Here is a 15,270-nt window from a genome sequence, read left to right as displayed (position 1 = left end):
CCGCCGCATCCGCCGCCGCCCCTCCCCCGGTCAGCCACAGGCCCGGCGGCCCGCGACGATCGCGACCGCGCGCCGGTACGCGGCGACGTGCCGGGCGCCCGCCTCCGGCCACTCGCGGCGGGACAGGTCGGGCCGTGCGCCGGGCGCGAGCGCGCGCACGGCATCCAGCGCCGCGGCCACGTCCGCGGCCTCGAGCTCGCCCTCGTAGGCGTGCACCCAGCCGGGCCCGACCTCCGCGGCGAGGCGCGCGTTCACGCGGTTGGCGGGCATCAGCACGGGCCGGTCGAGGCTCAGGGTCGTGAGGGCGCCGCCGGAGTTGTGCATCTCCCGGTAGGGCAGCACCACGAGCTCGGAGGCGCCGACGAGCTCGACCACCTCGGCGTCCGCGAGGAAGCGGAGGTCGAGCCGGACGCGGTCGTCGGCCGCCGCGAGGCCCTCGAGCGAGGCGGCGAGCTCCGGCGACGACGGGCGGCCGCCCACGCGCAGCGACGCGTCCCGGGGCATGCCGCGGAACGCCGCGAGCAGCCGGTCGACGCCCTTGTAGCGGCGGATGAGGCCGAAGTAGCCGATGCGGCCGGGCACGACGTCGGGTCGCGGGTGGTGGCGGAACCAGTCCCGGTAGTGGCCGTGGACGATGGTCTCGTGCGGACGGTCGGCGCGCTCCGGGGTGTCCTCGTTGAGGTGGATCCAGAGGGTCGTCCGCCGCTCCATCAGCCGCAGCAGCGCGCGCTCCCGGCGGGAGATCCCGTCGGGCAGCTCGAGGTTGTGCAGCGTCCGCACGAGCGGCGTGCGCGTGATCGCGAGCCGCGCGACGAGCGCGACCGTGAGGCCCTGCCGCACGAGCCGCTTGAGCGGCCCGTGCCCGGAGACCAGGATCTCGGGCCAGTGCACGTGCAGCACGTCGTAGGGCCGCAGCAGCGCGCTCGTCCAGGAGAAGGTGCGGACCGCGACGCCGGGCTGGCGGGCGATGCTCTCGGCGAGCATCACGAGGTACGGGTTCGTGGTGGGCCGGGGCGTGGGGAAGGACTGCTGCACCACGAGGGCGCGGGCGCGCCGGGACGGGGCGGTCGGATCGGGTCGGCGGCTCACGTGGTGCTCCAGGTCGATGGGCGGGCGGCGGTGCGGGAGGCGGGTGCCGCCGAGGGGCGGGGACGCGCGAGGGGAGGGGACGCGCGAGGCCGGGCCGGCCGCATCCGGCCGACCCCGCCGCGCGCGCATCAGGGTCGGAACGCGCTGAACTCGGTGACCGAGATGGTCTGCGGCGCGTTCGTGGCGCTGCCCGAGATGTAGCCGACGAGGCCCACGCCGCCGGGCGCCTGCAGGCTCGCGGTGGAGTCGGTGGCCCGCACCGTCCACGCGGCGGGCTCGGGCGTCCCCGCGATCCAGACCTTGGCCGCGATCGTGGTGGGCGACGTGCCCGTCACCTGCAGGCGCACGCTCACCGCGGTCCCCGGGGCGACGGTGCCGGGCACCTGCACCTCGGGCGCGATGACCGTGCTCGACGACGAGTTCCGGTACGCGAGCAGCGACACGGCGACCGTGCCCGTGCTCTTCATGCGCACCAGCGCGCGGTACTCGTTGTCGTCCGCCACCCGGCGCCCGGTCGCGTAGAGGTACGTGCCGCCGCCGGTGGCCGCCTTGTCGAGCGAGAAGGTCGTCCGCAGGTCGGTGTCGGTCGACCTCACGCCCTGGAGCGTCCCGCCGCCCTGCACGCCGGTGCTCGGCAGCGCGATCCTCGCGGCGCCGTCCTTGACGCTCAGGTAGGACGCGAGGCCCCAGCGGGTCCACGCCCCGCCCACGTCCGCCGTGCCCCAGCCGTTCGTCGCGCTGCGCGTGAACGCGTCGCGGGCGAGCGGGGCGGCGACGGGCGCCGCGGCGATCGTCACGGTGCCGGTCGAGGTCGCCGTGGCGCCCGCGGAGTCCGTGACCGTCAGCGTCACCGTGTAGGTGCCGGGGGCGGCGTAGACGCGGCTGGCAGTGCGGCCGGCGGCCGAGGTGCCGTCGCCGAACTGCCAGGCGTACGAGGCGATCGGGCCCTCGGCGTCGGAGGACGCGGAGGCGTCGACCGCGACCGCGGATCCGGTCACCGCGCTCGTGAAGGACGCCGTCGGAGGCCCGTCGACGACCACGGGGGCCGTCGCCGTGACGCTCTGCAGGCTCGTCGCCGTGGACCCCTCGCCGTCCGTGACCGTGAGGCGCACCTGGTAGGTGCCCGCCGCGGCGTAGGCGTGCGTCGCCGTGGCGCCGGTCGCCGTCGCGCCGTCGCCGAACTGCCAGGCGTAGGAGGCGACCCGGCCGTCGGCGTCCGCGGACGCCGTCCCGTCCACCGCGACGGACAGGTCCGTGACGCGGCTCGTGAACGAGGCGGTGGGCGCCTGGTTCGCGGGGGGCGCGGCGGTCACCGTCACCGACGTCGTGCTGACGCCCGTGAGGCCCTCGTCGTCCGTGACCGTGAGGGTGACCGGGTAGGTCCCCGCCGCGGCGTAGGTATGACGCGCCTCGGCGCCCGTGGCGGTGGATCCGTCGCCGAACGCCCAGGCGTGGGAGGCGATGCGCCCGTCCGCGTCGGCGGACGCCCGCCCGTCGACGGCGAGCGCGAGGGCGTCCATCGTGGAGGTGAAGGCGGCCGTCGGCGCCTGGTTCGCGCGCGGGGCGACGACCGTGACGTCGGCGGTCTTGACCGCCGTGGCGCCCTCGTCATCCGTCACCGTGAGGCGCACCGGGTAGGTGCCGGCCAGGGCGTAGGCGTGCGTCGCCTTCGCGCCGGTCGCCGTGCCGCCGTCGCCGAAGTCCCAGGCGTAGGAGGCCACCGTGCCGTCGGCGTCGGCCGACGCGGACGCGTCCACCGCCACCTGCAGGTCCGTCGGCTCCGCGTCGAACGCGGCCGTCGGCGCCTGGTTGGGCGCGGTGCCCTGGCCGAGCGCGTAGTGCTGGGCGACGGTGCTCGCCGAGAGCGCGGTCGTGTACACGGCCGCCTCGTCGATGGTCGCCTGCACGTAGGGGCTGGAGGATCCCCAGGTCGGGTCGCCGCCGAGCTTCCAGAAGCCGTCGTAGCCCTGCGCCTGCGTCTGCGGATGGGTGCCGATGAGGGCGCCGTCGACGTAGAGCTTCAGGCCCTCGCCCGACTGCGTCGCCACCACCTGGTGCCAGCGTCCGTCGGTGTAGGAGCCCGGCGTGGTGACCGTGTTCTCCTGGCCCGTCCACGTGCCGAAGGTGATCCGGCCGTCGTCGCGGAGGAACACGTGCCGGTCGTAGTTGTTGGACAGGCCGTTCGGGTTGTCGCCGAAGCCGATGAGCTTGCCGCCCCGGTTCGTCGTCGAGCTGAACCAGAGCTCGAGCGAGTACACCTGCGGGTCGGAGACGCGGCGCGTGCCGGACACCATCCCCGACTGGCCGTCGAAGCGCGCGGCCGCGCTGCCCGCGGTCGTGAGCACGCCGGGCACGCCCTGCGTCACGCCGCCCACGTAGGCGGCCGGGCTCGCCGTGGTGCTCGCGTCGGCGGCCACGGTGGTGCCCCCCTTCTCGTCGAGGCGCCAGAAGGAGTCGGCGTCGTCCTGGAACACGCGGCTGCCGTACGAGTCGGCGGGCGCCTGCGGCAGGGTGGACGCGCGGCCCGAGGCGACGTAGTGCGCGTCCACGCGGCTCCGGTCGAGCGCGGTCGGGTACACCGCGACCTCGTCGATCTCGCCCGCGAACCACGGGCCGCCGCTCCACGAGTTGTCGCCGCCGATGCGCCAGAAGCCCCGGTAGTCCTGCCCGCCGGTCGTGTCGGCGCGGTAGCCCGCGCGGACGCCGTCGACGAAGAGCTGCATGCCGCCGGAGCCGAGCGTGCCGACCAGCTGGTGCCACTTCCCGTCGTTGAGCGCCGTGCTGGACCTCAGCTTCCGCTCGGTGCCGGGGTACACGCCGAACGTCACGTAGCCGCTGCCGTCCATGTAGAGGTGGCGGTCGTAGTTGCTCGAGGTGCCCGTGCTCCTGTCGCCGAAGCCGACGATCTTCCCGCCCGCGGTGGTCGTGGTCTTGATCCACGCCTCCACGGAGAAGGTCTGCGGCGCGGGGATCAGCTGCTGCGTGGCCGAGAGCCCCGCGTCGGTGCCGCTGAACGTCGAGGACGTCGTCGGGTCGCCGACGACGGCCCCCGGCGCGCCGCGGCTGACGCCGGCGCCCGCCACCTGGTCGGCGAAGCCGGCCCAGTCGTAGACGGTCGGGCCCGACGGCTCGCCGAGGCGCCAGAAGCCGGAGGCCCCGTCGGCGCGCACGGCGTCGACGTAGCCGCCCGGGTCGACGCCCGTCACGGTGACCGGCGCGGTGTCGCCGAGGACGGTGTTGCCGAGCGGGTCGGTGGCGCGGATCCGGTACGTGTACGTCGTGCCCGCCGTGAGGCCGCGGTCGACGAAGCCCATCGCCGGGCGGTCCCACGGGCGCGAGTCCTGCGTGGTCGTGTACACGGGCGTGGTCGTGTTGCCGTCGCGGTAGACGGCGTACGTGAGCCGGCGGTTGTCGCGGTCGGCGTTGGCCGGCCACGTGACGCGCGCGGTGCCGGGCTCGAAGCTCGTCACGGTGGGCTTGAAGAGGGCGCCGGCGTCGACCGGCCCCTGCGTGTTCGGAGCCCTGTCCTTCACGGCGAAGCGCACGATGCCCTGCTGGCGCTTGCCGTTCACCTGCGTGAACTCGCCCGCGTAGGAGAGGTAGCCGTCGCCAGCGGCGACGCTCCACGGTCCCTGGCTCTGGCCGGTGACCGTGCCGACGTTGAAGTCGGGGTACCAGTCGAGCAGCGTCGGGGCCGGGGTGCCCTCGAAGTTGTGGTACCCCATGGGGTCGCGCGTCAGCGTCCCCGTGACGGCCTTCGAGAACGCGAGGCCGCGGTAGAAGGTCCAGGTCGGCTCGGTCTGGCCGAAGCCGCCGACGTTGCCGCAGTAGTGCGGGTGGCCCGCGACGTAGACGGTGTCGCCGAACGGCACGGCGGAGTGCGTGTCGCCGTGGCAGTCCTCGACCCACGTGGTGGTGCCGGTGGCCCAGTCGGCGCGGAAGGCGCCCTCGAGGTTGCCGGTCTTGCCGTACGTGTAGCCCGTGCCGTAGACGCTGTCGGAGTCGCTGGTGAGGCTCGTGATCGCCGCGTCCTTGCCGGCGTTGCGCACGAGGGAGTTGATCCCCCACGGCAGGTTCCGGCCCGTGGCGGTGCTGACCGCGCCCAGGCCGTAGCCCGGGTCGCTCGAGCCGTTGAGGCTCGTGAAGCTGCCGCCGAGGACGAGCTTCTGGCCGTCGGGCGAGATGACCATCGAGGTCACCGTCCCGTCCGACGTCGTGGGCGCGAACGCCGTCTCCACGCCGTTCGAGGCGTTCACGGCCGCGATGCGCGAGCGGACGCTCTTGCCGATCGAGGAGAAGGCCCCGCCGATGTAGACGGTCGACGCCGTCGCGACGATGGTGCTCACCGAGGCGTTGGTGCCCGCCGTGAAGGAGCCGATGACCTGGCCGGTGACCGGGTCCAGGGCCGCCACGCGGTACTTGTTCACGCCGTTGACGGAGGTGAACGTGCCGCCGATGTAGATGCGCTTCCCGTCCGGCGACGCCTCGATGGCCTTGACCTGGCCGTTGACGACCGGCGCGAAGGAGGTGATGAGCGCGCCCGTGCGGATGTCGTAGGCGAGGAGGTTGGAGCGCGGGACGGTGCCCACGCCGGGCGCGGCTCCGGCCGGCTGGGCGGTGGCGAAGCTGCCGCCCACGAAGACGGTGTCGCCCACCACCTCCTGGGTCCAGACCACGCCGTCGATCTGCACGGTGGGCAGGGCGTCCGCGGAGACGGTGGTGGGCGTGGCGGATTCGACGGGGACGGTGTCCGCCACGGCGGGCTGGACGCCCACGAAGGCCGATGCCAGGACGGCGACGGCGGTGGCGAGCGCGAGCGGACGCAGGCGCGCGGGCAGGGTAATGCCCATGGTGAGGCCTCATTCGGGTTCGGGTGACGCGCGCCGGCCTTTCGGGTTGCCGGTGCGCTGACCGGATCCTACTTTCACGGTCGATCCGGCCGGATCCCCCAGTGCGGGGGTGGCCTGCGCCGGCCCCGCGGGGACGGGGACCGGCGGCGGATCAGGGCCGCGGCGCCTGTCCGGAGAAGACCACGGCGGGGGTGCCCGCGCGGTGGTCGTAGGCGATGCGCACGTCGTCGCGGCGCTCGACCGGGACGGTGAACACGTAGGTCGCCGTGGCGGTCCCGCCGGCCGGGACCTCGGCGGGCAGCGGCGTGCTGCCGGTGCGGAGCGGGTCTGCCGGGAGGAGGTCCGCGCCGGAGGCGACGGTGACCACCGCGGCGGCGAGGGAGACGGGCGCGTCGGTGCCGTTCGCGACGGTGACGACGAAGGACAGGGCGGGGCCGGCGATCTCGCCCGCGCCGTCGGCGACGCCCTCGACGGCCCGCAGCTCGTCGATGGACACGTCGACGCCGGGCACGGGCTGGGCGGTCGCGTCGAGGCCCACCGCGGGCGCCTCGGCGGGCGGCGCCTGGCCGTCGGCCGGATCCTGCGACGTGACGGGAGCAGGCGCGTCGAGGTCGGCGCCGCCCGGCCCCGTGCCGCCGTCGGCCCCGCCGCGGGAGGCGAGGACGGCGGCGACGACGAGGACCGCGACCACGACGGCCGCGACCACGAGGATCACGAGGCGCCGGCGGCGTCCGGTCGCGGTGGTCGAGGCGGTCGCGGCGGTCGCGGCGTCGGTGGTCGCGGTGTCGTCAGGCGTCGAGCGGTCCATGCGGGCTCCGTGCTGGTCGGGTGCGGGGGCGGGTGCGGGTGCGGGTGCGGGGGCGGGCGGGGTCCGCTCCGGACGGCTCGCCGCGGGCGGTCGCGGGGTCGGCCGCGCGCGGGATCAGGCACAGCCCGACGGCGAGCACGAGGAGCGGGATGCTGCTGTACAGCGGGCTGAACGGCAGGTTCCAGAGGGTCTTCACGGCGACGTACACGAGCACCGCCGCGCCCGCCCGGTGCGCCACCGACCGGGCCGCGCCCGTGAGGACGACGACGAGGATGACGACCGAGAGCGCGATCCCGATCAGGCCGAAGCGCGTCCAGAGGTCGCCCACGAGGGAGTGCAGCTCGAACCCCTCGCCGAAGAGGTAGTCCTCGACGTAGCCGTTGTCCGGGTCGTAGCCGAGCGCGGCCATGCCCGTCTTGGCGATGCCGAGCTCCGTGGAGGTCGGGAACGTGCCGGAGCCGAAGCCCCACGGGTGCGCGCGCAGGAGCGCGACGAACGCGCCGACCTCGGGGCGCCCGCCCGTGATCACGGACCCCGACTCGTCGAGCTGCGCCTCGGTCCGCTGCCGGGTGGCCTCGCCGAGGTAGCCCTCGAGGATCAGGGCCTGCCCCGCCTGGGAGACGACGAGCGCGAGCCCGCCCAGGCCGAGCAGCGTCAGCGCGACGCTCCCCCGGCGGCCGGGCATCGACGGCCGCATCTCCCACAGCACGACGAGCAGCACGAGGAGCAGGATCGCCAGCTCGGACCGCGCGTCGTTGAGGCCCGCGAGCACGACGAGCACGACGAGCGCCACCGCGGCGGCGCGTCGGCTGCCCCACCGCCAGGCCAGGGCGAGGACGAGGACGGTCACGGGCACGGTCAGGCCGAACTTCCAGGGGTTGCTGGAGAAGAGGGTGGAGGAGGGGTTCACCCCGGCGAGCATGCCGACGCCGAACCACACCGCGACGGTCGCGTCCCGCATGAGCGTCCGCGCCCAGAGCAGCACGCCGATCCCGGCCAGCAGGCCCAGCACCATGACGGTCACGTAGGTGGTCTCGGTGCGGGAGACCACGTGGTCGCCGCGGGACGCCTCGGTGAGCCAGAGGCCCGCGCCGACGGCGAGCACGATCGCGCCGGCGACGACCACGGCGCCGCGGTACCGGGCGAGGCGCGGGATCCAGAGCGGCGCCAGCACGACGGCGAGCACGTGGCCGACCTCGAGGCCCTGCTGGAGGGGGATCCGGAGCGCCAGGGCGACGATCGTGACCGCGGCGAGCGCGCGGAGCAGCGGATGCGCCGCGGCGGCCGAGGCGGTGGACGGCGCGGCGGACGGCGCGGCAGCCGACGCCGCAGCGGTGGACGCCGGATGCGGCGCATCCGGCGCGAGGGTGGTGCCGGGCGCGCCGACGGCGGCCTCGGCCGAGCCGCGGGGCGCGGGTCGACGACGTCGTGCCGGGGTCGACCGGCGGGGAGAGGAGACCACGGGTACCGTCCTTCTGGGCGCTGGTCCAGCTCACAGGATAGGTCGGCGGACGGCCGTGTCCACCATGCGGGAGCGACGCGGGACGGGAGCCGGATCCGCCGTCCCCCGCTCTGGGGTCAGGCACCCCCCGCACTGGGTGTGCACAAGACGAGATGCCGGAGAGCCTTCTGTGGTAGCGCCCATCCGTATAGAGTCGGGTCATCACCAGGCGCGGGTCCCGAAGGGCCGGCGAGCGGCCCGCGGCACGCGGATCCGTCGCGGTCCTCCCGTCGTCCGGTGCGAGCGGCGACCGGTCCCCCGACCGGGCGCCCGTTGCCCGCCTGCCGTCTGATCCTCCGCGCTCCCGCGCGGACGGGGTCGGTCGCGATGACACCCGAGGACCTCTTGATCCCCCTGGCCGAGTCCCCCGTCCCCCTGCCCGCCCCCGCACCGCGCGGCCTCCTCGGGCTGCTGGCGCCACCGCCCTACTGGTGATGCGCGCGCCCGGTACTGATCGGCACCGGGCGACCCCGATCGCGCCCCGACGCGGACGTAGTGTCCTGCACATCGCGTCGCCACCCGCCGGACGCGGATGACCGATCCGCTCCGCGCCGCGCACCCGGGAGGGCCCGGGACGCCTGCGCGGGCGATCGCCCGTCTCGGGCCACCACGGGCCCCGACCATCCGGTCGGCCGCGCCCGCTCATCCCCCACGCCTGCCGGCTCGCCGGCGGGTCCCCGCTTTCCGAAGCAGAGGAAGAACGTCATGACCGCCTCCACCCCCCTCCCCCGCGCCCCGCGGGACCGCGCGCCGCGTCGCCGGCTGCGCGGCATCGCCGCCGCCGCCACCGTCGTCGCGGTCGCGCTCGGCGCCGTCGTCGCGTCCGAGACCGCACCGGCCGTCGCCGCCGCGACGAGCGACTCCTTCAGCCGCCAGAGCACGGGCGGCTGGGGCACCGCCGAGACGGGCGGCGCGTACACGTCGTACGGCCCGGCCGGCGCCGCCTTCTCCGTCGACGGCGGCCGCGCCCGCATCGCCGGGATCCCGGCGGGCACGTCCGCGGGCGCCTGGTCCGCCGGCACCGCGATGCTCGACGGCACCGCCGGAGCGACCGTCGCCCTCGTCGGCACGACGCCGCTCGGCCTGTACCAGGCGGTCGAGATCCGCCGCCAGGCCGACGGCAGCTCCTACCGCGGCAAGGTGGAGCTCGGCCGGTCCGGCGCCCTCCGCGTGAGCCTCTCCCGCACGGCGTCGAGCGGGGCGTCCACCGCGCTCGGCAGCGTCGTCGCGGCCGGCACCGCGGAGGCCGGGACGGACGTGAACGTGCGCGTGCGCGCCACCGGCACCGCGCCCGTCGCCCTCGCGGCGAAGGCGTGGGTCGCCGGCACGGACGAGCCCGACTGGCAGGCGACCGCGACCGACGCCTCGAGCGCCCGCATCGCGAAGGCCGGCGCCACGGGCGTGTGGTCCTACGCATCCGGCAGCAACAGCCGCACCACGACGGTCGCGTTCGACGACCTCTCGCGCGTCCCCGCCGGATCCACGGCGACGCCCGCGCCGAGCCCGACCCCGACGCCCACCGCATCGGCCGCGCCGTCTCCCGCCCCGACGCCCACGCCGTCGACGCCCGTCGCCGTCCCCGCGACCGGCGCGCGCGGCTCGGCCGCCGTCGGCTCCGCCGCCTACCCGGTGCCGTCCGGTGCGCTCTTCGTGAGCAGCGGCTCCGGGGACGACGGGGCCGCGGGCACGCAGGGCGCACCGCTCCGGACGATCGTCGCGGCGGTCGGGAAGGCACGCTCGGGCCAGACGATCGTGCTCCGCGGCGGCACCTACCACGAGGCCGTCGTGGTGCCCTACGCGAAGCAGCTCACCATCCAGGCGTACCCGCGCGAGGCCGTCTGGCTCGACGGATCCCGCACGTTCTCCGGCTTCGCGAAGAGCGGCAGCTCCTGGGTCGTGTCGGGCTACACGCCGAAGCACCCGACGACCATCGCCGGCATCCGCGACAACCCGCGCTTCGTCCGGCCGGAGGCGCCGCTCGCGGCCCGCCTCGACCAGGTGTTCGTGGGCGGCACGCAGCTGCGCCAGGTGGCGTCCGCGTCCCAGGTCGTGCCCGGCACCTTCCACGTCGACACCGCGGCGAAGACCCTCCGCATCGGCACGGACCCGACCGGCAAGGAGGTGCGCGCGAGCGACCTCCGGCAGGCGCTGCAGGTCCAGTCGGCCGGCACGACGCTCCGGGGCTTCGGCGTGCGCCGCTACGCGACCGCCTACGAGGACCGCGGCACGATCCGCTTCGACAACGTGCGCGCGACCGTCCGCGACCTGGTCGTGCAGGACAACGCCATGACCGGCATCACCATCGGCAACGACGGCGCCCTGCTCTCCCGCGTCACGGTGCAGCGCAGCGGCATGCTCGGCATCAGCGCCGCGTACGCCTACGGGATGGTCGTCGAGGACAGCGTCATCACGGGCAACAACTCCGAGCGCTTCAAGGCGGCGCCCGTCTCCGGCGGCATCAAGATCGGCCGCTCGCGCGACGTCACCGTCCGCGACAGCGACACCAGCCGCAACAACGGCAGCGGGATCTGGTTCGACGAGTCCTGCTACGACATCACCGTCACGGGCAACACGTCGAACGACAACGAGTACACGGGCATCCAGCTCGAGCTCTCCGACACCGCGGTCATCGCCGGCAACAGCACCACGGGCGGCCAGACGGGCATCAACGTCTTCGACACCGGCAACGTGAGGATCTTCAACAACACGCTCGGCGGCAACTCGAAGTTCGGCATGACGCTGCTCCAGGACGAGCGGCGCCAGTCGGTCGCGTCCTTCGAGGGGCAGGATCCGCGCCGTCCCGCGATCGACCCCACCGTGCCGTGGCTGACGCGCAACATCCAGATCAGCAACAACGTCTTCGCGACGGGCGGCAACTTCCTCATCTACGCCCTCGACAAGAAGACGGGCATCGCCGTGGACCGGTGGAACCTGACGATCACGGGCAACCTGTTCGCGAAGCGCGTGGCGACGACCGATCCGGCCATGGTCGCGTGGGGCCAGGGCGACAACAGGACCCTCGTGCGCTACGAGACGCCCGCCGCGCTCGCGGCCGCGAAGGGCAGCGGCTGGCGGAACACGCAGACGACCGGCGCCACCACGGTGTCGGGCATGTCCGCGTACCTCGGCCAGGCGGCGTCCCTCGCGGTCGCGCTCCCGTCGGCGATCGCCTCGCTCCTCGGGCAGGCGACGGGCGTCAAGCGGGTCGGCATCTTCTAGGCCGCCCCACCCCCCCCCCGTTCGCGGGCTCCCGCTTCCCCCGGCGGGAGCCCGCGACCTATGCTCGGGGTCAGATCCACCCGCTCCACGCCGCCCCCACCCAGGGCGGCCGACGTACCCGCGTCGCGCGAGCGGGTCGGCCTCCGCCCGGCGTACCCGCTCCGGGCTGCACCCGATCCCGCATCCGCGCGTACCCGCGCCCGGTCGCGGTCCACCCGGAAGAACGACGAGCCATGACCCGAATCGGCTACGCCGCTGGAGCTTTCGACCTGTTCCACGTCGGCCACCTCAACATCCTCAAGCACGCGAAGAGCCAGTGCGACCTCCTCATCGCGGGCGTCGTCTCCGACGAGATGCTCGAGCGCACCAAGGGCATCACGCCCGTGGTGCCGCTCGCCGAGCGCCTGGAGATCGTGAGCCACATCAGCTACGTCGACCAGGCCCGCGCGGAGACGCTGCCCGACAAGCTCGACACCTGGCGCGAGGTCGGCTTCGACGTCTTCTTCAAGGGCGACGACTGGCGCGGCACCGCGAAGGGCGAGCGCCTCGAGGCGGAGTTCGCCGCGGTGGGCGTGGAGGTCGTCTACTTCCCGTACACGATGCACACCTCCAGCACCCGGCTCCGGCGCGCGCTCGACATCCTCAGCGGCATGGGCGCCCCCGCGGCGGCCCCGCTCGCCGTGCCGGCCGCCGCGCCCGCGCTCGCCACGCCGTGATCCCGGGCCGATGACGCGCACGACTCCCCCGACGGCCGGCGCAGTGCCCGGCGCCGCGCCCGCGGCATCGCCGTCGATGGCCTACATGCCGCAGCTCGACGGCCTGCGCGGCATCGCGGTCGCGCTGGTGATCGTCCACCACGTCACGCCCCCGGTGGAGACCGGCGGCTGGATCGGCGTGCACGTCTTCTTCGTGCTGTCCGGGTTCCTCATCACGTCCCTCCTCCTGCGCGAGCACGCCCGCACCGGGCGCATCGACCTCGTGCGCTTCTCGCTGCGCCGGGCGCTGCGGCTGTACCCGCCGCTGCTCACCGCGCTGCTCGTGCTCGCGCCCCTCGGCATCGCCGTATCCGGCGTCGTGGGCTACGCGAAGGCGTCCGGCCTGTCGGCGCTCTACCTGATGAACCTCTACGCGACCGTCACCGGGAGCGGCGTGCAGGGCTGGGCCCACACGTGGACGCTCGCGCTCGAGGAGCAGTTCTACCTCGTGTGGCCCGTCGTGTTCCTGCTCGCGTTCGCGGGCGCCCGGCGGTCGCCGCGGATCGCGGTGGGCGTGCTCACGGCGCTCGCCCTGGCGTCGATCGTCGTCGGCAGCCTGCCCGGGACCGGGATCTCCAGCGTCAACCCGCTCGCGAGCGCGGGCGGCCTCGCGATCGGCTGCGTGCTGGCGCTGACCCGGTCGGCATGGGCGGCCGCCGCCCGGCACGCGCTGGTGGCGCCGTCCGGCATCGCCGCGCTCGCCGCCGCCGTCGTGGTCGGCGGCGTGACCCCCAAGGCCGGCCCCGGCCTCGCCCTGGCGGCGCTCGGATCCGTCCTCCTGCTCGCCGCGCTGGTCGAGGGCGGCGGGCGCGTCACCCGCGCTCTCTCCTGGTCGCCCCTCGTGGCGGTCGGCGCCATCAGCTACGAGCTGTACCTGTGGCACTACCCGCTGCTGCAGTACCTGACGGCGATCACCGGGGGCACGCCCGCCTCCGTCGCGTGGATCGCCATCCCGGCGACCGTGCTCGCGTCCGTCCTCAGCCACCGCTTCGTGAGCGCGCCGCTGGATGCGCGGTTCAAGGCGCGGCTGGCCGCCAGAGAGGGCGCGCGGGTCGACGCGGGGGCTGCGCGGCGCTGATCGGCGCCGCCGGTCGATCGGCCGCTGATCAGCCCGCCGCCGTGGCCGCAGAGCCCGTGGCCGGGGGCCCGCCGCGGGTCAGCCCGCCGCCCCCAGCCGGTCCGCCGCGCGCTCGGTCGCCTCGAGGAGCGCCGCGAGGATCCCCGGCTCGTCGAACGCGTGCCCCGCATCCGGCACCATCGTGAAGCGCGCCTCGGGCAGCGCCCGGTGCAGGTCCCACGCGGTCGCGGGCGGCGTGCACATGTCGTAGCGGCCCTGCACGATCTCGGTGGGGATGCCGCGCAGGAGGTGCGCGTCGCGGATCAGCTGGCCGTCCTCCATCCACCCGCCGTGCATGAAGTAGTGGTTCTCGATGCGGGCGAACGCGAGCGCGTACGTCGGCTCGGCGAAGCGCGCCACCACCTCGGGCTTCGGGAGCAGCGTGATGCCCGACGCCTCCCACGTGCTCCACGCGACCGCGGCCGGCCCGTGCACCGCGGGATCCGGATCCGCGAGCAGCCGCGCGTACGCCGCGATGATGCCGCCGCGCTCCACCCCGGGCACGGGCGCCGTGAACGCCTCCCAGCCGTCCGGGTAGACCATGCCCGCCGGGCCCTCGTAGAACCAGTCGAGCTCGCTGGCGCGCAGCGTGAAGATGCCGCGGAGGATCAGCCCGGTCACGCGCTCGGGGTGCGTCTCGGCGTAGGCGAGCGCGAGGGTCGAGCCCCAGGATCCGCCGAAGACGAGCCAGCGCTCGACCCCCAGGTGCTCCCGGAGCCGCTCGAGGTCGGCGACGAGGTGCCAGGTCGTGTTGACGGACAGGTCGGCCGACGGGTCGGAGACGTGCGGCGTGCTCCGGCCGCAGCCGCGCTGGTCGACGAGGACGATGCGGTAGCGCGCCGGGTCGAACAGGCGCCGATGCGTCGGGCTGGTGCCGCCGCCGGGGCCGCCGTGCAGGAACACGACGGGGATCCCGTACGGGTTCCCCGAGGTCTCCCAGTGGAGGAGCTGCCCGTCGCCCACGTCGAGCATGCCGGTGTCGTACGGGTCGATCTCGGGGAAGAGGGTCTGCATGCGACGAGCCTAGGCGGCGGCGCGCCCCCGATCCGGGGCGGCGAGGGACGCGGGCGCCGGACGCCGCGTACCCTTCCCAAGACACCACCCTCCCCGCCGAGAGACGAGGACCCCTTGCCCGCCCTGCCCGAGAGGCGCCCGTCGACGCGGACCACACCGCGGGCGACGCTGCGGCCGCTGCTGCCGCTGGCCTCGTTCGCCGCCCTGGCCGTCGCGCGTCCCACGCTCCGCCTGCACCTGGCGCTGTACATGCGCGACATGGAGGCGGCGATCTTCCCCCCGCACGACGACGCCTCCGCCATCGCCGGGCCGGATCCGGAGCGCGTGCTCTTCGTGGGCGACATCGGCGTGGCCGGGTACGGCGTGCTCCTCGCGGGCATGGCGATGCCCGCCCAGGTGGCCGGCCGGCGGGCGGCCCGCACGGGTCGCGGCGTGGAGTGGGAGACGGTCGCGTCGTACGACATGACGGCGCGCAAGGCCGCCGCGGCGGTCGCCACCCGGACCGGCGGCCTCGATCTCGCCGTCGTGGCGCTCGGCATCCCCGACGTGCTCGTCGCGACCTCGGCCGCCGAGTGGACCGACCGGCTCACGGCCATCGTCCGCAGCATCCGAGCGCAGGCGGGCGACCGGTGCCGGATCGTGCTCTCGGGCATCCCGCCCATGGACCGCTTCCAGCCGATCCCGATGCTCGGACGGAAGCTCCTGCTCGCCCAGGTGACCCGGCTGAACCGGGCCACGAGCCTGCTCGACGACCCCGCCCGCGGGATCGTCTTCGCGCCGTACCCCGACATCTCCGGCACGCGCATGCACGTGCGCGACCGCTTCTCGTACCGCGTGATGCACGCGCACTGGGCGGACGCGACGATGCCGTTCCTGGGGGATCCGCGGTCACCGCGCGACTGACGCGCTCCAAACCC

General features: G+C 75.0%; 9 protein-coding genes. 4 read left to right on the top strand and 5 right to left on the bottom strand.

The genetic code is table 11. From position 1 onward, the window contains the following. Positions 1-30: 30 nt before the first annotated feature. From AWH51_RS00870 to AWH51_RS00855, 4 genes are all read right to left on the bottom strand, one after another. A complete protein-coding gene (locus tag AWH51_RS00870; RefSeq protein ID WP_063070257.1) occupies positions 31-1,089 on the bottom strand; it encodes a hypothetical protein in 1,059 nt (352 codons plus the stop codon). A gap of 128 nt (positions 1,090-1,217) precedes the next feature. Beyond that, positions 1,218-5,939 (bottom strand): PKD domain-containing protein, encoded by a 4,722-nt coding sequence (locus AWH51_RS00865; RefSeq protein WP_063070253.1) that lies wholly within the window; start codon positions 5,937-5,939, stop codon positions 1,218-1,220. A 151-nt stretch (positions 5,940-6,090) separates the two neighbouring features. Next, complete coding sequence (locus AWH51_RS00860; RefSeq protein ID WP_063070252.1) at positions 6,091-6,747, bottom strand: hypothetical protein; 657 nt, start codon at positions 6,745-6,747, stop codon at positions 6,091-6,093. Further along, positions 6,728-8,209 carry a hypothetical protein gene (locus AWH51_RS00855; protein ID WP_063070251.1) on the bottom strand — a complete coding sequence of 494 codons (1,482 nt, stop codon included), beginning with the start codon at positions 8,207-8,209 and terminating at the stop codon, positions 6,728-6,730. The genes AWH51_RS00860 and AWH51_RS00855 overlap by 20 nt, the downstream gene beginning before the upstream one ends. A gap of 744 nt (positions 8,210-8,953) precedes the next feature. On the opposite strand from AWH51_RS00855, the gene AWH51_RS00850 reads away from it, so the two are divergent. The 3 genes from AWH51_RS00850 (at position 8,954) to AWH51_RS00840 (ending at position 13,300) form a co-directional block, all read left to right on the top strand. Further along, positions 8,954-11,467 carry a right-handed parallel beta-helix repeat-containing protein gene (locus AWH51_RS00850; RefSeq protein ID WP_063070250.1) on the top strand — a complete coding sequence of 838 codons (2,514 nt, stop codon included), beginning with the start codon at positions 8,954-8,956 and terminating at the stop codon, positions 11,465-11,467. A gap of 233 nt (positions 11,468-11,700) precedes the next feature. Further along, positions 11,701-12,183, top strand: a complete 483-nt coding sequence (locus AWH51_RS00845; protein WP_063070249.1) for an adenylyltransferase/cytidyltransferase family protein — start codon at positions 11,701-11,703, stop codon at positions 12,181-12,183. 10 nt (positions 12,184-12,193) lie between these two features. Continuing rightward, the gene (locus AWH51_RS00840; RefSeq protein ID WP_081234740.1) at positions 12,194-13,300 is read left to right on the top strand and encodes an acyltransferase family protein; all 1,107 of its coding nucleotides are present in this window, start codon (positions 12,194-12,196) and stop codon (positions 13,298-13,300) included. A gap of 78 nt (positions 13,301-13,378) precedes the next feature. Here AWH51_RS00840 and pip read toward each other — a convergent pair whose 3' ends face one another. Next, positions 13,379-14,353, bottom strand: coding sequence for a prolyl aminopeptidase (gene pip / locus AWH51_RS00835; protein ID WP_063070247.1), 975 nt, complete (start codon positions 14,351-14,353; stop codon positions 13,379-13,381). A gap of 114 nt (positions 14,354-14,467) precedes the next feature. Between pip and AWH51_RS00830 the strand changes: the two genes are divergently transcribed. Continuing rightward, positions 14,468-15,256: an esterase gene (locus AWH51_RS00830; RefSeq protein ID WP_063070246.1), complete on the top strand. Its 789-nt coding sequence runs from the start codon at positions 14,468-14,470 to the stop codon at positions 15,254-15,256. Positions 15,257-15,270 lie beyond the last annotated feature (14 nt).

The sequence above is a fragment of the Clavibacter tessellarius genome (assembly GCF_001618005.1).
Taxonomy (GTDB): domain Bacteria; phylum Actinomycetota; class Actinomycetes; order Actinomycetales; family Microbacteriaceae; genus Clavibacter; species Clavibacter tessellarius_A.
Note: the sequence above shows the minus strand (reverse complement) of the source record. Positions and strands in the feature narration are given on the sequence as shown.

Excerpts from the sequence above, each read along its gene's own strand:
- AWH51_RS00850 (WP_063070250.1), top strand. The coding sequence starts at position 8,954 with ATGACCGCCTCCACCCCCCTCCCCCGCGCCCCGCGGGACCGCGCGCCG.
- AWH51_RS00860 (WP_063070252.1), bottom strand. The coding sequence starts at position 6,747 with ATGGACCGCTCGACGCCTGACGACACCGCGACCACCGACGCCGCGACC.
- AWH51_RS00865 (WP_063070253.1), bottom strand. The coding sequence starts at position 5,939 with ATGGGCATTACCCTGCCCGCGCGCCTGCGTCCGCTCGCGCTCGCCACC.
- AWH51_RS00840 (WP_081234740.1), top strand. The coding sequence starts at position 12,194 with ATGACGCGCACGACTCCCCCGACGGCCGGCGCAGTGCCCGGCGCCGCG.
- pip (WP_063070247.1), bottom strand. The coding sequence starts at position 14,353 with ATGCAGACCCTCTTCCCCGAGATCGACCCGTACGACACCGGCATGCTC.
- AWH51_RS00845 (WP_063070249.1), top strand. The coding sequence starts at position 11,701 with ATGACCCGAATCGGCTACGCCGCTGGAGCTTTCGACCTGTTCCACGTC.